General features: G+C 56.2%; 19 protein-coding genes. 11 read left to right on the forward strand and 8 right to left on the reverse strand.

Annotated elements, in window-relative coordinates; genetic code table 11:
• Positions 1-522: 522 nt before the first annotated feature.
• The 8 genes from RRU01S_RS22690 to RRU01S_RS22730 all read left to right on the forward strand — a co-directional run bounded on the left by RRU01S_RS22690 (position 523) and on the right by RRU01S_RS22730 (position 8,413).
• Positions 523-2,460, forward strand: a complete 1,938-nt coding sequence (locus RRU01S_RS22690) for a ParB/RepB/Spo0J family partition protein (RefSeq protein ID WP_045232512.1) — start codon at positions 523-525, stop codon at positions 2,458-2,460.
• Between the two features lie 66 nt (positions 2,461-2,526).
• Positions 2,527-2,706, forward strand: a complete 180-nt coding sequence (locus RRU01S_RS22695) for a hypothetical protein (RefSeq protein ID WP_045232513.1) — start codon at positions 2,527-2,529, stop codon at positions 2,704-2,706.
• Between the two features lie 618 nt (positions 2,707-3,324).
• Complete coding sequence (gene repC / locus RRU01S_RS22700; protein WP_045232514.1) at positions 3,325-4,605, forward strand: plasmid replication protein RepC; 1,281 nt, start codon at positions 3,325-3,327, stop codon at positions 4,603-4,605.
• The gene (locus RRU01S_RS22705; protein ID WP_045232515.1) at positions 4,602-5,108 is read left to right on the forward strand and encodes a thermonuclease family protein; all 507 of its coding nucleotides are present in this window, start codon (positions 4,602-4,604) and stop codon (positions 5,106-5,108) included. The genes repC and RRU01S_RS22705 overlap by 4 nt, the downstream gene beginning before the upstream one ends.
• A 401-nt stretch (positions 5,109-5,509) precedes the next feature.
• On the forward strand, positions 5,510-5,845 hold the full coding sequence (locus tag RRU01S_RS22715) for a DUF736 family protein (RefSeq protein WP_045232554.1): 336 nt from the start codon (positions 5,510-5,512) through the stop codon (positions 5,843-5,845).
• Positions 5,846-5,965: 120 nt separating this feature from the next.
• The gene (locus tag RRU01S_RS22720; RefSeq protein ID WP_045232517.1) at positions 5,966-6,172 is read left to right on the forward strand and encodes an antitoxin VbhA family protein; all 207 of its coding nucleotides are present in this window, start codon (positions 5,966-5,968) and stop codon (positions 6,170-6,172) included.
• Positions 6,173-6,241: 69 nt separating this feature from the next.
• Positions 6,242-7,306 (forward strand): Fic/DOC family protein, encoded by a 1,065-nt coding sequence (locus RRU01S_RS22725; protein WP_045232518.1) that lies wholly within the window; start codon positions 6,242-6,244, stop codon positions 7,304-7,306.
• 228 nt (positions 7,307-7,534) lie between these two features.
• Positions 7,535-8,413, forward strand: a complete 879-nt coding sequence (locus tag RRU01S_RS22730; protein WP_045232519.1) for an ArdC family protein — start codon at positions 7,535-7,537, stop codon at positions 8,411-8,413.
• Here RRU01S_RS22730 and RRU01S_RS22735 read toward each other — a convergent pair.
• From RRU01S_RS22735 to RRU01S_RS22750, 3 genes are all read right to left on the reverse strand, one after another.
• Positions 8,410-8,901, reverse strand: a complete 492-nt coding sequence (locus tag RRU01S_RS22735) for a helix-turn-helix transcriptional regulator (protein ID WP_045232520.1) — start codon at positions 8,899-8,901, stop codon at positions 8,410-8,412. The genes RRU01S_RS22730 and RRU01S_RS22735 overlap by 4 nt on opposite strands.
• Before the next feature lie 221 nt (positions 8,902-9,122).
• Positions 9,123-9,518 carry a hypothetical protein gene (locus RRU01S_RS22740; protein WP_052816215.1) on the reverse strand — a complete coding sequence of 132 codons (396 nt, stop codon included), beginning with the start codon at positions 9,516-9,518 and terminating at the stop codon, positions 9,123-9,125.
• Positions 9,519-9,998: 480 nt separating this feature from the next.
• On the reverse strand, positions 9,999-10,700 hold the full coding sequence (locus RRU01S_RS22750) for a ParA family protein (protein WP_045232522.1): 702 nt from the start codon (positions 10,698-10,700) through the stop codon (positions 9,999-10,001).
• 714 nt (positions 10,701-11,414) lie between these two features.
• Between RRU01S_RS22750 and RRU01S_RS22755 the strand changes: the two genes are divergently transcribed.
• Genes RRU01S_RS22755 through RRU01S_RS22765 form a run of 3 tightly spaced genes read left to right on the forward strand, consistent with a single transcriptional unit; the run spans position 11,415 to position 14,547 of the window.
• Positions 11,415-11,816 carry a plasmid mobilization protein gene (locus RRU01S_RS22755; protein ID WP_045232556.1) on the forward strand — a complete coding sequence of 134 codons (402 nt, stop codon included), beginning with the start codon at positions 11,415-11,417 and terminating at the stop codon, positions 11,814-11,816.
• A gap of 1 nt (position 11,817) precedes the next feature.
• Positions 11,818-14,340, forward strand: coding sequence for a relaxase/mobilization nuclease domain-containing protein (locus tag RRU01S_RS22760; RefSeq protein WP_045232557.1), 2,523 nt, complete (start codon positions 11,818-11,820; stop codon positions 14,338-14,340).
• 6 nt (positions 14,341-14,346) lie between these two features.
• Complete coding sequence (locus tag RRU01S_RS22765; RefSeq protein ID WP_045232523.1) at positions 14,347-14,547, forward strand: hypothetical protein; 201 nt, start codon at positions 14,347-14,349, stop codon at positions 14,545-14,547.
• 66 nt (positions 14,548-14,613) lie between these two features.
• Here the strand turns inward: RRU01S_RS22765 and RRU01S_RS22770 are convergent, their stop codons facing one another.
• From RRU01S_RS22770 to RRU01S_RS22790, 5 genes are read right to left on the reverse strand one after another with little or no spacing between them, the layout of a single operon-like run.
• A complete protein-coding gene (locus RRU01S_RS22770) occupies positions 14,614-16,716 on the reverse strand; it encodes a type IV secretory system conjugative DNA transfer family protein (protein WP_045232524.1) in 2,103 nt (700 codons plus the stop codon).
• Entirely contained in the window at positions 16,713-17,735 is a 1,023-nt protein-coding gene (gene virB11, locus RRU01S_RS22775) for a P-type DNA transfer ATPase VirB11 (protein ID WP_012653014.1), read from the reverse strand. Before virB11 ends, RRU01S_RS22770 begins: the two co-directional genes overlap by 4 nt.
• Positions 17,716-18,933 (reverse strand): type IV secretion system protein VirB10, encoded by a 1,218-nt coding sequence (gene virB10, locus RRU01S_RS22780; protein ID WP_045232525.1) that lies wholly within the window; start codon positions 18,931-18,933, stop codon positions 17,716-17,718. The genes virB11 and virB10 overlap by 20 nt, the downstream gene beginning before the upstream one ends.
• Positions 18,933-19,742 (reverse strand): TrbG/VirB9 family P-type conjugative transfer protein, encoded by an 810-nt coding sequence (locus RRU01S_RS22785; RefSeq protein ID WP_045232526.1) that lies wholly within the window; start codon positions 19,740-19,742, stop codon positions 18,933-18,935. Before RRU01S_RS22785 ends, virB10 begins: the two co-directional genes overlap by 1 nt.
• Entirely contained in the window at positions 19,739-20,431 is a 693-nt protein-coding gene (locus RRU01S_RS22790) for a VirB8 family type IV secretion system protein (RefSeq protein ID WP_012653017.1), read from the reverse strand. Before RRU01S_RS22790 ends, RRU01S_RS22785 begins: the two co-directional genes overlap by 4 nt.
• Positions 20,432-20,448: the final 17 nt, after the last annotated feature.

Below are 20,448 nucleotides of genomic sequence, written 5' to 3' on the forward strand. Positions count from 1 at the left end.
TGAAAGCTCCGATACTCTTCATTGTTCGTTTGGCTCGTCGCGACGAGCAAGCGCCGACCGACACGCCGAGCGGCACTCGACACGGTGCACTTTCTCATTGCGATAATTCACGTTGAACTAGATCTGCCCGTGAAGCGGAGCGCCCAACACTCGGAGCGCAGCGGGCAGATCGATCCGGGGAACCGGCTGGCCGGTTCACTTCTGGAATGAGCGTCCGAGAAGCGGACGCACAATTTTTTTATACCTATCCGCTCTTACGACAGGTCGCGGATCGCGCCAATGGGCAAGCGCGCAAGCGCTGTCCCTCGTCTGGAAAAACGGCTTTCACCGCCGAGCCGGCGAACCTTCCGTTTTTCCCTCCTCCGGACCCATGACCCGCTCCACCCCCTGACGGGAGCGGGCTGCGCCCTCCCCCTTCGTTCCGCCGGATGTGGGGGCACATCCTACGGAACGTAGGCAGAGGCTTCGCCCACTAGCGGGGCTTGCTCCCAAGGGAACCGGGAAAACTTTGGAGATTGACCTATGACCGAGATTGTCAGCATTCCGCTTAGCAAGCTTGATACGGACCCGAAAAACGTCCGCAAAACCTACAAGGCCGAGGGCGTCGAAAGCCTCGCAGCGTCCATTCTCGCCAATGGTGTTGTTCAGAACATCGTCGTGCGCAAGGCTCCAAAGGGCCGTTATTTTGTTACGGCGGGCGGTCGTCGGCGCGCTGCCCTGTTGCTCCTTGTCGAACGCGGCCAGATCTCAGCCGATTATGCCGTGAACGCTATCGTAAAGACCGCCGACGAGGCGACAGAGCTTAGCCTGACCGAGAACGTGCAGCGTGAGGAAATGCACCCTGCTGAGCAGTATGTGGCGTTTCAGGCCATGGTCAACGAGGGCAAGGCCATCGTGGATATCGCTGCGCGGTTCGGTGTCACTGAAATCATCGTTCGCCGCCGTTTGGCCTTGGCGAAGGTCTCGCCGGTCTTGCTGGCCCTGTTTCGCGACGACGAAATGACGTTTGAGCAGCTGACCGCCTTCACGGTCTGCGATGATCATGAGCGGCAGGAACAGGTCTGGGAGTCTCTTGATCGATGGAGCCGCGATGTATCGCGGATCAAGTCGGCACTGATGACGGACGAGATTGCCGGTAGCGATAAGCGTATCAAGTTCATCGGTGGCCTAGATGTCTATGAACAGGCAGGAGGCGCAGTTCGCCGCGACCTGTTCGATGCGCAGGGAGGCGGGTTCGCGCTCGACGTAATATTGGTTGAAAAGCTGGTCAGCGAGAAGTTGGCAGCGGTAGCCGAGCCGTTTTTGTCGCAGGGCTGGAAATTTGTCGAAACCTACATGCAGCGGCCCGACTGGATTTTCGGCGTTCCTCGCGTCTATCCGAAACAGATCGAGCTTTCCCCTGATGAACAATCGGAACGTTTCCGCCTGTGCGCCGAGCACGATGAACTCGTAGAGCTCATGGACCGTGACGAGGGCGAGGAAAGCCATTCCGAGCGCATCGATGCCATTAGCGCACGACTGGATGAACTGGACTCGATGCAGGAAGTCTTTTCCGACGAGGACAAGGCGAAAAGCGGGGTGATCGTTTCGTTGGACTACTACGGAAGGGCGGATATTGCCGTTGGCATCCGCAAGCCGGGTGATGACGAACAGACCGAGCAAGCGGAAACGGAGGATGACGATAGCGGGTCCGAGGTTTCCGAGAAGGGTGAGGAAGTCGGCCCGCCCAAGATCGTCCACTCTGCTGTGCTGGTCGAAGACCTGACAGCGCAGAAGACCGCCGCGCTCCGCGTCGAACTTGCCAACAATCCCGATGTCGCTCTGGTCGGCGTCGTTCACGCCATGCTGCTCGATCTTGTTTATCCCGGCACCTATGGCCGTTCACGAGGGATGACCGCATTGCAGATCGCGGTGACGCATGAGCGTCTGCAAGGTTCGATGAAAAGACCGGATGCGAGCCGGGCGACCGAGGAATGGGATCGGATTGCGGAAAATTTCGGTTATCAACTCCCCGGCGAGCCGGAAGACCTATGGGACCATCTTCTTGATAAGTCGCAGTCGGAGCTTTTGGGACTGCTGGCCTATGCCGCTGCGCACACCCTTAATGCGGTCGAGACGAAACATAGCTTCCGCAGGGACGCATGCGCCCATGCAGACCAGATCGGGCGCACCCTCAAGGTTGATATGACCGACTGGTTCGAGACGACAGCGGAGAGCTATTTTTCGAGCCTCAACCGCGCAGGCATTCAAGCGGCGCTGGCAGAAGTGAAAGGCGCTGATTTCGCTTCGCGTGTCGCAGGTATGAAAAAGGCCGAGGCGGCAGCTTTTGCCGAAACCGCCATCAAGGGGTCCGACTGGCTTCCGTCGCTGGTGCGGATCGCGCCTGATCCAAAGGGCGAGAAGGAACAAACGGAAGCCCGTTCAGAGGATGAGCAAACTTTCCCGATGGCAGCGGAATAGCCGCGCTGCTGTTAGCCGGTCACGTCCTCCAGCGTGACCGGCTCCCCTTTCGACGCGAGGCAAGTCATGTTCGATCAAGTTCCCGACCCCACCAAAGCAGCCGAATGTTGCTGCCAACTCATTCAAGCGTATCTGTCCGATCCAGAGCATGTGGATTGGAGCGACGTTCAAACGGCCGTTAACACGGCGCTGGAAGCTTTCAATCTTCCGCCCACGTTCTTCGAGGAACAGGCTCAAACCGCCTGATTCCCGGTTGTCACCCGCGCCGCCCGTCTTTGGTCCGATACCAGAGGCGGGCGTTCTGTCATTTGCAAACTTAGTGCAATACGGGGATGAAAAGCCGGTTCATGGGTTCGGATCGTCGCGAAACGCGCCTCTCCGTTGAAAGGAGGCCCAGGCCCCCTCCTCTCAAACTCTCCTTCCCACCCGAGGTCAAAAAGCCCTCTAAAGGTGTCGTTAACCGAGAGTTTGAGCCATTTCGGTAACGTCGCCGCACGCTGTTGCGCACGTCGATACGAATATAAACCCATGATTTGCAGGGGTTCTAGGCGGAAAAACCGCATTTGAGTGCGAATTACGATTGCGAGAAAGCTCAATCGTTGCGCCAAGTTGGGTAATCGGGCTATGTATCGCACTTAGCCGGAATCAGATACTGTTCCGACTCGCACATTCTAACTGAATTTTTGGAGAAGACACCGGCCCAGAAAAAGAAAACCGCTCCCGAGAAACCCCGGAAGCGGTCTGCAAAGTCAAATAATTAAGCAGATTTGTTCTCGCAGACCCTCCTTCCCCTGTCAATAAGAAAAACGCCTTTTCGGTGAACGGCGAAGCTTTGTCTGGTCCCTTGAACAGGAGACAGGACAAATGAGGGAAACCCTCACGAACAAGCGGCTAACTGGCCGCAGAATGACAAAGGAGAGAGCCGAGTTCCGGCGACTGGCACAGTCAACGGAAGTCGGAACGGTGACCCGCGGCCAGTTGGCCGTGTTGTCACAGAGCCTTCCATGCACTGGTCTTATTACCAGTACCGAAAGCCATCTCCTTACAGTGATCATCAACACCGCCCGGGCCGACGCCTTCGACAAGGGCGGGCGACCCATTGTGTTCAAGTCCAACAATCAGCTGGGGTTTGAGATTAACCGCTCGCCTGGGCGGGTCAGCCGTATCCTGTCGAGGTTGTTCGACGCCGGGCTCCTTACCATGCAGGACAGCGCGAATTTCAAGCGCTACCCGATCAGGGACGGCGAAGGTGAAATTTCGGACGCTTGTGGCATCGATTTGCGTGTGCTGATTGCCCGCTACCGTGAACTCGACGCCCTTGTGCGGCAGAAGCGTGAGGAGAAACGCGCCAATGACGCCGCCGCGCGCCGATTCAGGGACGCACTCAGGAGCGCCCGTTACGCGCTGATGAATGCCGCCGATATGACGGAAACCGCCCTCGCGAGCCTTGCATCTCGTATCGACCGTATCGCTGCTTTCGTTGGTATCGCCAGCAGAGCGCCCGCGGTTGTTTCGAGACGGGCAGCGCGCCTGTTGGAGTGGCTTGTTGGACGCTCCGTGCAGGCGTCGAGGCATCCTGAAAGCGTGTCTGATCATGATAATATGACATGCACGAATGTCGAAAACGACATGCACAAACAGATTACAAACCCCCATCCCTTTGACTTGAGTAAAGAAGAACGGCGTCCGGCTGAAGCCGGACAACACAATTCACATAAGGCTGGCTACGCCAGCAAGAGGGCTTTTGAGGAAAGCCTGACGAGAGGATCCGACCCAGACAATAGGCAATCTCGCCCGCAGCAAGGGATTGTTGCTCTTGATGATGTGTGGAGGGCGGCGCCATCGTTGAAAGACTATTTCACCACCGCGCCACGCAGCTGGTCCGATCTCGCCCGCATCGCCCCGCAGATTTGCCGTTTGGCGGGTGTCTCAGAGGACGCGCGGCTTCGCGCCGTCGATCAGATGGGCCAGCAGGCCGCCGCGATCGCCATCGCGGTCACGTTCGAGAAATATTCCCGCCAAGAAGTCAGCTCGCCCGGAGGATATCTGCGCGCCATGACGGACCGGGCGGCGTCCGGTGAGCTTCATCTTTCGCGTTCCGTCTTCGGGCTTGCCGCCCGCAACTCTATGGAGGCTTTAAATTGAGAAAAAACCCCGTTTTTTCGGCTCTTTTGTTCGCTCTTGTGTTTTCACAACCTGCCGGCGCGGCCGACTATTCCGGGCAAGCACGCGTGATCGATGGCGACACCTTCAGCATTCGACAGCAGCGGATCAGGATTGCGGCGATTGACGCCTGCGAGCGCTCGCAAAAGGGCTGGAAGAATGGAGCCGAATGGGCGTGTGGTGTCGAGGCTCGCAGCTATCTTTCTCGCCTTATCGACGGGAAGCATGTGACATGCACCATCATCGACGAGGACCAATACCGTCGCCTAGTCGGACAGTGCTACATCCAGCAAACCGATATCGGCCTTGAAATGGTGAAAGCCGGCCAGGCGCGACTTCTGTTGCAGTATCTACCGCGAGGCAACTCAATGCCTCTTGACGCTTACCATCAGGCCGAAGACAGCGCCCGGGGCAGACGTTTGGGCCAGTGGGCGGCCGAGATCGACGCGCCGAGCAACTATCGCCGTTCTAATTCTCATCAGTAGCCCAATGACAATTGGATCTGGAACCGTCGAAATCCTCTTTTGGTAGCGCCAAATTGGCTATCTCGTAGAGCAAAAAGCCGTTTGTTTCCGGTTGTATGCTTGCGAAAGTTGAATAATATTGGCGCAGGGATATGCGGTTATTGTTGTTGGTCGTACAGGTGATGTTTGGTAGACGCTTTCAGTAGACACCCCTCCAAGGCGGTTGCTCTTGATGCCCGTTCGCACAGCGACGCGGTTTGCGCAAAGCTGGCTGTCCACCAAATTTCCCCGCCTTCGGCTTCCTCGCGAAGCAAATTTGGCAGCCTTCCAGCCTCCTCCGCTGCGCTTCGGCCTCCGGTGCGCACCGCTTTCCGCTGTGCCTTGTGAACGCTCATCGCAACCACCAAAGAGGAGTGACCACCATGAAAAACATCACCAATTACATCCAGTTCAACGGCGACAATATCGAAACCGCAGACGGTACCGGCCTCATCTCCACCATCGAGCGAGACCTCGAAATCACGGTAACGCCTTTTTCTTCCACCAACGAGAGAGCCCCGACGCACCGCGTCTATGCAACATCTCCCGCAGGTCACAAGCTCGACGTGGGCGGCATCTGGAAAAAAGAGAACGGCGAAGGCAGGCCCTACTACACGATCTCGATCAAGCGCATGGGCTTCAACGCCAATCTGGGCCGGTTCCCCGGCCAGGACGACCCGACCCTTCAGGCAATCATCGAGTGGGAACCCCGCGATTGATTGCGCAGAGAAGCCCGGTTCATGACCGGGCATCTCACCCCGAAAAGGCTGAAAATCCGCCAAATAGCTGGATTTTTGGCCCTTTTCGTGTTAGGTTGAACAGTAATTGGAGATTTGTCGATGAACATTCATTCTACCCGTCCCGACCGCTCCCCGGAAGCAGTAGCGGCCCGAAAGAAGAGCACCGATCAGGCTCGCGCCATGAATATTCGCCAAGGCTATCAGGGCGACGACGCCCTGCTCGAAGCGGCAACCGTTGCTTACGTTGCCGGCGATCTCACCCGCGAAGAGTATCGCGCCCGCATCTTGCCGCAGCCCAAGGGCTGATCATTTCATTCAAGTCTCAAGAGGCTCAAGGCCGTCTGCTAGCGCAGACGGCTTTTTGTTGGTTTACGCATGGCTGAAGAGCATCCCAAGGGTTCCTACACTTATCCCAACACGTCAGACGATCCGGATCGCCAGAACGTGCTTCGTAACAAGTTCGGTATCGAATCCAAATCGGAGCTTCGCACGGTCGAGTACCGTGCAACGCAGGACCGAATTTCGGAAATCCTTGAGGGTGATGGTCCCAAGGGGAACTTTGATGCCGCTCATCTCAAGGCGATCCACGGGCACATATTCCAAGATGTGTACGAATGGGCCGGTCATACCCGGAACGAAAGCCCGGTGGTTGACGGAGCTCGTGTCGAGCCGATTGGCGGCCTTTCAAAAGGCGGAACGTCTTTCCTACATGGCGCGCGTATAGACATGGGTCTGAATGAGGCGCTGAAGCCGATCAGCGATCCGCAGGCCCTACGAGCCGCCAGCAGGGAAGAATTCGTTGAGCGGGCCGCAAAAACGCTGTCAGAACTGAACTACGTGCATCCATTTCGCGAAGGCAACGGAAGGACCCAGGAAACCTTCATCGCGGAGCTGGGCCGGCATTACGGTCACGACATCGATATGAGCGTGATCAGCAAAACCCGTATGATTGAAGCGTCTATTGCCACGACAAATGACCCTGCCAGCCCTGCCCTGAAGCACGTCATCGAGGATGCGATAGTCCCCAACCGCCGCGAGGCGCTGCGTGGTGCCTTTGCGGATCTGGAACAGGTCGGCGAGAAGCCCTTCGAGCATTATGTTCGGACTGCCCGCCCGGGCGAGGAGATCGAGGGCCAGGTGTTCGGTCATGACAACCGCGTTGCAACCCTTGTGACCGAGAACGGCATTATCGCTGTCGATCGCGCCGACCTTCCGGAGCGGATTCCGGCCGACGACGAAGAGGTGAAGTTCACCGCCCAATCTGACTTCAGAACCTTGGGGCGGCCGGAGCAGGAAGCCCAAGCGCAGCCTCAGAGCGTCGAGCAAAAGGCTGAACAAGCGCCGCAGCCGTCAAATCACAACGCAGAGCTCAAGGCCGTCGAAGCGCAGCATCTGGCAACCCGTCAGCAGCAGAACGACCGGGACGACCGGGATCGTTAGCCCGGCTTCCGAGCCGTCGCAGTACCGGCAATCGCAGCGCCGTTAGCGTCCCCTGCTCCCTTGTGTTTGCCGTCTCCCGTTTCGTTGGGTGATTGACGGACAAGCTACGATAGCCCCTCCCCCATTCAACCGCTTCGCGGTCCTCCTCTCCGTTGCGGCCCTCCGGGTGCATGGGCTCGTCTCGGCTATCTCCGTTTTTTGCCGTCAACCAACGAAAAGGAGACGGCTATGCAGAGCAAGGACACCTACCAGCGCATCACGGATGCCATCATCGAGCAGCTGGAAGCAGGAACGAAGCCCTGGATCCGCCCTTGGCGCGGAACTGTTCGCCGCTCGCCGGTACCGCAACGCGCCACCGGCGAAGCCTATCGCGGCATCAACGTGATCATGCTGTGGCTTTCCAGCCAGCTCGCCGGCTACGACGAGAACACTTGGATGACCTACCGGCAGGCTCAGGATCTTGGGGGCCAGGTCCGAAAGGGCGAACAAGGAACCCTCGTCGTCAAGTACGGGACCTTCACTCCCAAGAAGCAGGAAGCCGACGACAAGAGCATCCCGTACCTGAAGGGCTACACCGTCTTCAACGTCGAGCAGATCGATGGCCTACCCGACCGCTTCAAAAGTCCGGTCGAAGACATTCCGGAGGGCTCCATACCCCTCATCGGGCATGTCGAAGACTTCATCGGTCGAACCGCTGCGAAGATCACCTATGGGGGCAAGCAGGCCTGTTATCGTCCGGGTCCTGACGACATCGAGATGCCAGCGCGTGAACGCTTCCTAAACGAAGTCCATCTTTACAGCACGGTTCTGCACGAGCTCGGTCACTGGACCGGCGCAAAACACCGTCTTGATCGCGATCTTTCCGGCCGGTTCGGCACTGAAACCTATGCCATGGAAGAGCTTGTGGCCGAACTGTCGGCTGCCTTCGTATGCGCAGACCTTGGCGTAGAGCACGATCCACGCGAGAACACCGCGACCTATCTTGAGAGCTGGCTGAAAGTTCTCAAGCAGGATAAGCGGGCGATCGTCACAGCCGCCGCCAAGGCGCAGGCTGTTGCTGACTACCTTCACGGCATTCAGGATCAAGGAGAGAAGGAGGCCGCTTAGCGGCCTTCAGTCTTCACTCTCTCCGGACGTTCCTCAGGTGTCATCCGTGCGACGATCCCGATAAGATTGCGCACGGCTTCGTGCGGTAGACTCCGCGTGAGGTGCGAGAGCTCAAGGTGATCTTTGGCCTCTTCGGGCGTGCGGCCGTAAAGATGAGGTGCGGCGGCAAAGAGCATGTCGATCGGCTGGAAGCCAAGAAGCTCACACAAATGGATCATCCGTGTGACTGTCATCCTTGAGAACGCGCGTTCATAGCGACCGTACACGGCTGTCGAGAGACCGACGATGGAAGCAAAGTCTGCTCTGGTGAGTTTTTCGTCTTCGCGAGCCTTGCGCAGAAACGCTGCAAGTTTCTCGTCCATTTCCTTGAAACTCACGATACCTTCGAAACCGGGACGGCGATAAAGAGGCCGGCCTACTTCGTCGTCAGTGGTCTCAACGAGGCCCTTCGAACTCTTGTATTTGATTAAGTCTCGCGTTTCCGACATCACCCTCAGCCTCAATCCGCTTTTCGAGCGGTATTATGTTCCAAGCTGAACCAACTTGGCACCAGTCTGTTCCTATGAATCACAAAAAGGTCTTTCTACCAATTTGGGGGTAAGGTGTACAATCGGCGGCAAGTTGCAAACTTAGCCAAATTGGCGAACTCAGTGTTGGTATATTTACCGCATTTTCCAACGCAATATAGTGCGTGTTCAAGAATATCCAGCTATTTGGTGCGAAGCGAAACTAGAGACCATTTCTCATCTTTTCGCTCGAAGACGCCTTCCAACAGGGTATCTTCTTTGATCCAGCCGAGCTTCGCAGTCATCTCACATGCGATGGCGTTCCGAGCTAAGCTAATACAGCGATCGACGTGCACCGACGATTGCCGGCCGTAGTTTTCTATATCCCATCTGGATACGATAAACAGTTGCTCCTTCGCCGCTTGGTCAGTCGGCCAGTCGCCCTTATCGGTTACATCCGCTCCATTCACTGTTCGAGCCAAAATGGACTGTTTCAAGGCGGGTAGATCTATACCGACCGTAGCCGCTTGCGGTGCAAGGATAACTCCGAGCACTCCGCCTAAGGCAACGCCAAGAAGGAATTTGGGGTCTAGGATCAATACCCGTTATCCCGCAAGTATTGGTCTATGGCCGTTTTGATGATGACTGTCATTTTCACTTCGTTCTCTGTGGCAGCGCGCGCAAGGCGCTGTTTCGTTTCGAAGTCCAGTGGGCAGTTCACGAAGTGTTTGCTTTCCCTCGCCTTTGTCTGCTTCAAATCTTGCAAGCGCAAACGCGAAGCCTCCTGTCGGAGTGCTCGCGTTGTGGTGCGCTCACGGCGAACCTCTTCATTAGGGGAAATAAGTTTTCCGGCGTGTTGTTCCGTCGCTGGCTTAGTCTCAGCTTGATCAGGAGCCGCGATTGGCTCGACAACTTCCGACACGGTCTCAAGTGCGGCTTGTGATATCGTGGCCTCCGGCGTGACAGGCGCATCCTTTGGAGCTTGTGCCGGAGCAGCCTGGGCGGCTGCTACCTCCTGACGGGGCTTGCGAGGGGCAACCGCAAAATCCGTAACGCTCGTGTCTCGTTTTACCATCGGTTCAACCCTTTGCGTTGGTCTGGAGGAAGCCTTCGACTTCCTGCTTGAGAGCAAGAACTTCTGCCCGTGCCTTTTTCACGGACTCTGTCAGCTCAAGCATCTGCAGCGTTCCGTAGCCGGTTCGGATCTCTCGATAAGGGTTTCGTTCAACAAGTTCTGTTTCGAGGAGATGTGAATTATAGCCACCCTCCTGAAGGTTTGCGACGAACGGGCGGATCAACCGATACTCTTCAAGTGCGCGGTTCGGCATACTGATCCGCGTGCGGTAGATGAGGTGAGGAATGTCCCGCCCTACCCGGTCGCTCATGTCCGCCACGTCGCTTGCGGCCTGCCCTGCGGCAACAATCTCATCCTGCGATGGCTGAACCGGCGTAACCACAACATGAGAGCCTGCGATGATGGTATCCCTCGTAACGGTGTCCTGACCGGGGGAGTCCATGATCACTACATCATATTTAGCGGCGTCCCTTTCGAGTATTTGCCGAATACCGGCGTCCTGGGCTGCGGTGACAAGGGTTATGCCGTCCGGCTGATTGTCCTTATCAATGGAGCGTTGAAACCACGTCGAGAGATTTTGTCGGCCATCGGCGTCGATGAGCAGAACGGTCTTGCCTTCGAGAGCGAACTCTCCAGCCAGAAGGATGACGGCAGTGGTTTTTCCAGCGCCGCCTTTGCCGCTCACTGCGGACATACAAATCGTCATAGCTTCTTCCTTTGCTAGCCCAAAGAAATTCGTCAGGTCTCTTGGAGGACCGAACGCATTCGTGTGTCGCAACCGTGTTTCCGATCTTCACGACGCCACAAACAAATCTACGGCCAACACGGTTGTTAAAATCTTAACAACGCCACAAAAACACGATGTGTCAACACGCAAGCGCACAACCTCACCGTCACACGACGCTAAAGTAAGATGTGTTCGCACGTCAGGTCAATAGGAATGTTAAGATCGAAGCCACGCAGGTGCAACATGCCACGTTCGTGTGAAGTGTTTCACCCGTGCGTCAGTGTCATGTTGAGATTAGGAATTGAAACTCCACATTTCGAAACCACACGACCTGTCGTGTGGTTTTTTCGTGTGATCTGTTCGAGTGGTGAACCCCGGAGCCGCGTGAAGGCCGACTTTGGTAGGCGAACGGAAGCCGCAAGGGCGTAGAGCGAAGCGTCCCTTGCGGGTGAGTACGGCTGCCATACCAAGGGCTTCTTAGCGGTTTTGGCGGTGAACCCTGGTGAGCGTTTCAATGCTTTGAAGCCGATGCGTAAGCGTCGGTATCAGTGGGCGAGGAGATGGATTAAGGGGGTTGGTATTTTTCTAAGGTTAAGGGTGGCAGGATACGCAAAAATGTTTTACATTTTGGTTGCCGCTATCGAGGGACTGGCCCTCGATGCCCTCGCGTTGCTCTGGAAAGGCCTTCGGCTGATGAGTGAAAACAGTTTGGTGACGTCTGCGACTAAGGCCCGTAAAGACCGGCTTGTAAACGTGCGCTTGACGGATGCCGAACATGGAAAGATCGAAGAGGCGGCCAAAGCGGCTGATATGAGCGTGTCCGCGTTTTTCCGTTCGCTCTTGCTTGAGGGTGCAGGCGTGCGGCCGATTTTGACGCGTGACGATCGGCTTATTATGGCGGCATTGCTGGAAGATATGCGCAAGATCGGTGTGAACTTGAACCAGGTCGCGCGAGCGCTGAACAGCGGTAAGGCTGTTCATCCGAGCGAACTGGATATCAACCTAGCTAACGTTCAGTCGATTCAGGCCGCTGTAATGCTTGAACTCCGATCGCTTTCAAGGCGCGCTGGCTATCAGCGGCGTGGGGAGGAATAGGGTGGAGTTCTTCTTCGGAGCGTTCACAAGTGAATGGGAGCAGAAGCGCGCAGCGCTTTTGCATGAGATGTCACTTGGAGGAAAGGCGGCGCAATCTGAGGAAAATCTCTTCAAGTACGTTCATCAGATCAAGGAGGTTAAGCGCGGGGGAGGCGGACCGAAGGTGAAGCCTATGCGGATGCCTCGCATGCAGTTTCCCCGGATCTCAATGCCTTCTGGTAGTGCGGCGGCTTCAAGCCGCCCGATGGAGGCGCGTCTTACGAGCATCGCGAAGGGTAGTCAGCCAGCTGTTGTGAAAATGGCCTCCTATGGCGGCGGTGCACGCGTCGGATCGATGCTCAACTACGTCTCGCGTAGCGGTGAGTTGAAGGTAGAGAACGAAAACGGTGAGAAACTCGAAGGTCGTGAAGATCTTGCTCGTGTTCGGGGCGACTGGAACCACCTGTTTCAGAACCGGACGGAGAGCCGTGATATTGGAAACTTCTCGGTGGAGGTCGCGGCCAGTGCTGATGGTGAGGATTTGCATGGGCGGGTGCGAGATATCCTATCGAGCGGTTTTGGCGACCGTCGGTATGCTTATGCCGTTGCGGAGCGCGCTGATGGCTCATTGACGATCAATGGCCTTGTCGTTCTACGAAGCGGGCAGGGTAAGAGGCTTACAGCCGACGCCAAGGCGGCCGGGTTCGTGCAGCAAAGTTTTGACGCAAGCGCAGTCGCAGGTCAGGGCGCTGCGAGGTTTTCCTTCGGAGGCTATGGAAACGGTGTCGATTACGGCACTACGAAGGTTCGGGAGCTTATCGCCGACAGTGCCGAGGTTCGGGATGATCGCGGTCGCTTAATAGCAGACGGTAAGGCGGCCGGGGATCTCGTTCAAAAGGAGTGGCGCGAAGAGCTTCACAGCCGCAAAAGCCGTGATGTGATGCATGTCATCATGTCGGCCCGTGCCGGAACAGATGCAGGAGCCTTTGAAGGCGCTGTTCGAGATTTCCTCGCTGACCAGTTTGCTGGACATCGGTACGTCTTTGCGATGCACGACCCTGAAACCGACACCAAGGAAGCAGGGGAGGGGGGCAAGCGTCCGCATGTCCATGCTCATGCTATCGTCACGATGCGATCAGAAGCCGGGGACCGGATCGAGACAACGCCGGCAACCTTCCGCCAATGGCGTGAAGTGATGGCCGAGAAGGCGCGCGATCACGGCATCAATATGGAAATGACGGATCGACGGGAGTTCGCCTCAGCACCTGCCTACAGCCGTAATCAGGTTCGCGCTGTAAACCGCGACGGTAGAACTGAGCATGTGGGAACGAGTGAGCCTGCCCAGGCTCGCTACGATGCAAAGCGATCCGGCCGACGTACCGTAGCGTCAAGTGATCGTAGTCGGCAGTACACGGTCAAGGCTCAGGAGACGTGGCAGAAGATAGCTGCGGTTTCCGGTGATCGGCGGACTGTAGCATTTGCAGCTGAACATCGAGACGTCATTGAGACAGGGCTCAGAGAGCTTGATTCCGCAAACAACTCAACAGTCGTTCACTCGGATTTCGGCGGCAATTTCCGTGCAAATATGATATCATTGCAGAAGATGCTTTTGGAGGCAGAGGACATGCGCGAGCAGACACGCCAGGAGTTTGAATCATACGAGAAGACAGTCGAAACAGCTCTGTTCAGGCTTGAACGAAGTGCTGGACCCGACGACAGGGCTGGTTTTGATGAGGTTGCGACTACGGCCCGGGAAATTGTTGATCTGCGCCGTGAAATGCTCGAGCTCACCGAGCGCGTTGGCGACAGACAGATTGGCAACGAGGCCGATCGGGAACCACTTGCTGACGCCACGGACCAGCGTGGGGGAGCGGATGAACGTAGTGGAGCCATCGCCACTGACGCTGTTCGCGATGACGCCCTACGCCTCGCCAACGAGGCTGACGATGTCAGCAAGAAGTGGGATGAGGCTGTTGCCAAGCATGGCGAAGCGGTTGTTGAGGCTGGCAATGATGCGATGATCGATGTCGAACATTTCAGAGAAGGTATCGCGCTGGTACAGTCGGGCGAGTTTTCTGAAGAAGACCTTGAAATGTACGAGACCGGGCTCAGGTCAGCCCTGCGGCGTGCCGCCGAGCTAGCGGCCGACGGAAACGCCTACCTTCGCGATGTCGCTGTCGAGGATCCAGAGCTTCGCAGCGAAGTCGAAAAAGTCGAACGCGAAGACGGCCGGACAGACGAAAACACGACCAACAAAACCGCTTCTACGTCTGATGCTCCTGACGATCGTCAGCGCGACCTTCAGCTTGATGCGGAAGAGGAGCGGGGTCAGCTTCCAAGCGAGCGCGAGGCGCACGAGTTGGCCGACACAATCGAGGCTACAAACAAGCAACAAGATCGTGTAAAACAGGAGCGTGAGGCTGGGCAGAAAGCAGGAGAAACCACGCGAACTGACCCTGCGCAGCAGCACGTGCCTCGTCTTGAAGAACTTGAGCGGGAGCAAAATGAACAGAGGGACCGCGATCGGGACGATCGTGAGCGGTGATAGGCCATGACAAACCGATACGTCATTCAGACTGAGAACAGAAAGTCGGACGAAGCCGTAGGAAAAGGGATCGTCGCGATCTTTGCCTTCGTTGCTGCTCTCGCTGCTATCGGCTTCGCGTATCAGACAGTTGTCGGATGGTATGACGCGGCCGCGATCTGGCTTGGAGACATCGGCCAGTATCTCGCTGGCTTTTGGCCATTTTAGGCCTTCTACCCGAGCAAGTAGATTCGTAGCGGCCCTGAGAGCGAAACTCCTAGGGCCGTTTCAAATTCAGGCTGTCTCTGGGTCTGGAACGGTCGCAGCGAAAACATCCATGATGTTCTTTCGCTTAGTCGGGTTCTTTCCGACGCTGTTTTTCTCGACCTGTTCGCGAAGTTTCTGTGCTGCAAGGGAATGCAGCGCTTCAATCTCCTCTCGCCGTGCAATGTCATCCGACACGGAGCTATTGCGCTTCCGTGGGGTTTTGGGTCGGGCTGCGGGCGAGGCTTTGGCTTTCGAGGTCAATGCGGCTGGATTGACGGTACGCTTCGCTGGGGTGGTTGCTGGCGCCGTTACATCCGCGGGCTCTAGCGCCATCGTTGCAGGCATCTGCTTTTCCGGCTCTTTCTGAGCGGGATCGGCTTCCGGTATGTTCCTTTGGACTGCAGCCGAAGGCTCAGCTACCGGCGCTACATTTCCGGCATTCTCATATTCTGCAGTCGTCGCCGGGACCGGCTTCGATGGAAGGTACTCGATATCCGGGACACTCGGGATGTGAGCCTGGGCGTAGGCCTCAGCTGCCTTGAACGGCTGGGTGTTGAAGAACCGAAGCTTTTCGGCAAAAATTGGACGCTGGCCCTCTACCAAAAGGATCATTCTGTTTTCCGGCATTTGCCGAACTTCCTGAGACATCATGAGGTCCCGCTCGCGAATTTGCTCGACCTTCGTCCGCCGTGGGAGTCCCATGATTTCGATTGTGCGAGACTCCGACGAGTAGCGAATGGTCCTCTTGCCGAGAGCCCGTGACGCATAGTCGGCCGTCGCCTGATCATTTGCTCCAAGGATCAACTGGTAGCCGCAATTCCCCAAGAGTGAGTGCCGCGAGGTCTCTCCATATATCTCATCTAGGTTTTTCAGGTCCTGGATAATGAATGCGAGCTTGATCTTGTAACCGGCCACGTAAGGCAGCTTCGTCATGATCTCGTCCATGCGTTTCAGCTGGCGAAATTCATCGAGAAGAAAATAGACAGGAAGGGAGTTTGGATCGTGCTCAAGCGTGAGAATATCCATGACCTGTTGGACAAACAGGGTCAGTAAGGGCCTGAGAAGCGTAATGTCGGTGATGTTCGGAGCGAGATAGATCGTAATGGGGCGCCGTTTCATGGAGCGAAGGTCCATGTCCGTGAAGTTTGTTGCGGCAACAACCCGTTCGTTCTTGAAAGGTCGCATAGCCTTCTGGATATCCAGAAGCGCTGATGCAGCGGCTCGATCAGACAGGGAAAGATATGAGTTGAAGCTCTCGACGGTGAATTTCGAGAGGTAGGGCTCTTTCTCCTTGATGTGCTTCATCAAGGCCTGGAGATCTACGCCGCTGTTGAAGAACGAGTTGATTTCGCCCAGATTGCGGCGGTCCCGGTAGAAGGGGCTTTCGAGAATGTAGCTTATCGCGCCGGCGAGGACCTGCTGCGCGGTGGCCTGCCATACTGAATTCTCAGACTCCGTGTTCTCCGGAACAAGAATGCTGGCTATGTTCTGAATGTCGGTTGTTCGATTGCCCCGTTCCGGTCGCACAAAATCGAGAGGATTATAGCTGTTCGTGCGCTCGGAGCCCGGTGCAAAAATGAAAACCTGGCTGCCATTCTTCTTCCGATAGCCGGCCGTCGCCTTGAAGACCTCTCCCTTTAGGTCGGTAACGATCATCGAGCCTTCATGCATAAGAGCATTCGGAATGACGTAACCGGCACCTTTACCGGACCTTGTCGGCCCGATGATCAGGTGATGGCGATCGTCCTGCGCCCGGAGGACCTTTCCTCCAAAACGACCGAAAATATGCCCCTTCTTGCCGAACCATTTCCCCGTCCGCAAACCCGCGATGTCCTGAAACGCGGCGTCCCCTAATGGGCTCGTAACTGGCCTAAGGCCGAGATAGGCAGTAATTGCGGCGATTACGAAGGCAGGCACCAATGACCCCAGGGCGACCTTCTGCAGGGTATGATTATCGCTGTAAGCCCAGAACTGTTGTATTGGGGCGAAAGGATTGCTTCGTATCGTTGTATCGAGGATCCTGCCGTCGCCGTAAAACAGGTGAAGGCCAGCGCCATATCCAAGCATCCAGGCCGCAAAGGCAACCGCGAGGCAAAACGCTAGGTAGACGGCTTTGAAGCCCTTTGTCATGCTTCATCTCTTGCAAAGAAAATCTCCGAAACGCCGCGCTTGCCTCCTTCGCGGCGGAGCTGGATGACGATCGGGATCACCATTTGAATGTAGGACATTAAGTCCTGCTTCGAGTAGCCCGCCGACATGCCGGATTGCTGCATCATCATTGCAAGTTGCTCATATGCCCCCATAGGGGTGTCTGCATGAACTGTGGACATGCTACCCGGATGACCGGTGTTGATGGCGCGCAGGAAAGAGAAAGCTTCAGCGCCTCTGATCTCGCCCACGAAAAGGCGGTCAGGACGCATGCGCAGTGCCGACTCGAGCAGGTTTTGAATGGTCACATTGGACGTACCTTGCCCACCTTTGGAAGCAACCAAGTGGACTGCGTTTTTCTGTGGCGGAAAAAGTTCCCGCGTGTCTTCGAGCGTCAAGATGCGCTCGTTCAGGTCAACTGAGTTGAGGCAGGCATTTAAGAATGTCGTTTTGCCCGAGGACGTGCCGCCGCTGATAAGGATCGAAACCCGCTTCGTGATCGCAGTATGGATGAAGTCGTAGATCTTTTCTTGGCGCAGATACCCGATGAGCTCGCGATCGACATTGCTCAACCCTCCAACGGCAACCGACACCTTATCGAGCGATCCGTTGTCCCTGTAATCTTCCAGAGAGAAATTCTGGACGACCTGCTTTCGGATGGTAATGGATCCTCCGTCAGGAGCCGCGGGCGGTAAAACGACCTGAATGCGCTCACCAGTGGGCAGCGCCGCGCTTAGGATTGGATTGGCCTGGTTCAAGAACTGCTTTGTTGAGGCGGCGACGCGTTCTCCGATGTTCTCTATCTCTTGCGCGGTCAGAACATCGATAAGATGATGCTCCATATGGTCCGCACCAAACCGTTCCACGTAAACGTGGCCCGGCTTGTTGATCGCGATTTCGACAACCTTTGGATCATCAAGAAATGGCCTGATGGGCTCCAACGAACGGGTCAGGAAATAGTGGGGATCATGAACCAGTGGGTTACCTGCCGGAGCGTTCACGTTTGATCTCCTTCATCGCTTCTGTAACCGGATCGTCGTACATGTCGCTGAAATCGAGGTCTTGGCGCACGAAAATGAAGATGCGTTCGCCCTGTGGGACGCTGATCGTTGGGGGGATGCGAAGATTTTCCGAAAGCACGGTGTTTGCCATGTCGCTAAACGTCTGTGCGATCGTCTCGCGAGCGAGATCCGCCCCACGCTGCGCATCATCATTGTTGGAACCTGAACTCTGTTCGCTTCCATATCCCGTCAGATAGCTTGCGCCGCCACCAACGATCGAAAGAAGGATGGAAGCGCCGAAACGCTCCCGGAACTTGTTATCAACGTGACCTGTCAATCCCGATCGACCGAGGCTATCCGCTCCGATTGAGTTTAGCCTCACGCTGGCACCATCGTCACGGATCAGGCGTGTCCAGACGACGAAGATACGCTTCTGTCCACGCGTAACCTCCGACTGGTATTCGCCAATTAGGCGCGTGCCTGTAGGGATGATCACGCGCCGGCCGTCGAACGAGTAGACATCCTGAGATGTAATAGCACGGATCTGCCCGGGAAGATCACTCACGATGGCCGTTTCCAGAATGCCTGGAATAAGCGTGCCTTCTGGCACTAAAGCGTCGAGGCGCTTCAGCTGTCTGGCCTTGGCGCTGCGATCTCCTATCGCGCTCGCGGACGAGAGGTATTGGCTATTCTTGTCCTCGCCGGCAACCGTCAACGGCGGGCCGCTGGCCGACCCGTCCAGCGAACCATTCCCGTTGCCTCCCAAATTCTGGTCCATAGTGATGAGCTTTGACCTGAAGCGCTCGGGAAACTCCTCCACTTTGGGTACTTCCACGGTAGGAGGCGGAGCCACTGGTGGTGGCGGCACGTTGAACGTTGTCGTGTCAGCTGGCGGCTCGGGTGGCGGCGGAGGCGGCGGAGGTGGCGGTAAGACGACGACCGGCTGTTCCGGGGCAGGTTGCGGCTCACCATCGCGCACGAAGCCAGGCGGCCGGAACGTCGTGGTGCGAAACTCTTCATCTGATTGGGAATTATCTCGCGGCTCATCTTTCGAGGTCGCAAGGACCATGTATGCGGCGATAACGCCGAAAATCACCAGAGCAGCCATTCCGGCCGTCTGGTTCCGTTTTGCGTTCTTGTTGCTGACATCCGTTTCGTCAGCCTGCGCCATAGCTTCAAGTTCGGGGCTGCGCTTCATTAGTTGCCGCTCCTTCTGCGCTTGCTTGCGTCCGGATCAGGTTTTGGAGCCATGATGTCAGGGTCAGGGGCTGCAAAATCGGGCTTGCGTAGATTGAAAATGCAGGTCCATTGGTTCCCGTCTCGCAGCGTGTATTGCGTCGCCGTGCCATCAACGACGATGTATTCGCCCTCTTTTCTGAAATTCCGAAGGGTCTCAGAGAAGTCGGACTGAACCGCAAAAATCGCTGGTACGCGCCCTTTGAACTTAAAGAACGTCTTTTTCCCGTCATCGAAGACCATAGACGGCTTCAAAGCGGCATCACCCGAAAATGAATAGTCGATATTTACATTGGCCTTGTCGATATTGCTTACGTTCGGATTCGCGGCTCTAAACTCCGCCTCTTTCCGCAGAGATGCGTTCAAGTCCTTCTCGGGGTACACAAACCGGATTCCGAAGACCTTACGTTCGTCTGTCGGCGCGTAGTCATTTAATTCGAGGAAATAGATCCGCTTGGATGTCACGACATTCATGTTAGTAGCGACACCCTTCGCAATAGGTTTTACGAAGAGGATGTTCCCTTTTTCAGACGGCGCGACCTGCCAACTGTCTGTGTCGCCAAGAGAGATCGTCTCGAACTTTTCATCTTCATCGAAGATGATCATCGTTGAGATGCCGTAGGTCGCGGAGACCTTCACCACGTTGTTTGGCTGGTAAACGACGCTTGTAACGCGTGAATCCAAAGTGCCAGGACGAGGCTGTTGTGCGCCGAAGGCGTGAGTCATCGTTGCGGCCATGAAGGCCGCTGAAACAAGTAGTCTGAATCTCATCCTGCTGCTCCCGGCGTAACCGTTTCCTGATCGCGACGGTAGTTGTACACCTGGAAGCCAAGGGGGTTCTCAAACCTCCAATCATTTCGCTCCGGTGTGTCCGTGTAACGGAATCTGACAACAGAGATGTAGTGCCGGGTAATATTGTCACTCTCAGAACTCTCTGTTGTCGAGAAGCGAACTAGCGCGGTGCTAGCGTTCGAGAACGTGACCGACTTTACGTCAACGGTGATTTTCTTGTTTCTGCCCAAACGCCTGCCCGGGTTGTTCGGATTAGCGGCGCTCCATTCGTCTTGGAGCTCCTTGGCCGCATCAGCCGTGGAAAGAAGCGCGGCAATTCCAAAGTTTTGCTGGATGGCAAACGGGTCATAGCCCTCGCGTGAGCGGATGTACCGGACAACATTGGCCTGAGTGACAGCCTGCTGGTCAGTGAGGTTTGCCGAGCGCGTGAGCCCGGTCTTGACCTCGATGTAACCTGTATTTTTATCGACCTCGACGATGTAGGGCTCGAAGGTCTTGAGCGGAACTAACATCACCAGCGTCCCGAGCGACATAAGGGTGATGGCGCTCATTATCAGGGCAATAAACCAAGCGAATGTCCTTGAGCGATTTGCCTTTTTTACAATCTCCTGTTCCCACTTGTCGCCGTCTTGAAAATAGCTCCGGAGAGCTTCATTTGAATCTGCCATGGTCTAGCCCTTAAACC

The organism is Agrobacterium rubi TR3 = NBRC 13261 (genome assembly GCF_000739935.1).
GTDB lineage: Bacteria > Pseudomonadota > Alphaproteobacteria > Rhizobiales > Rhizobiaceae > Agrobacterium > Agrobacterium rubi.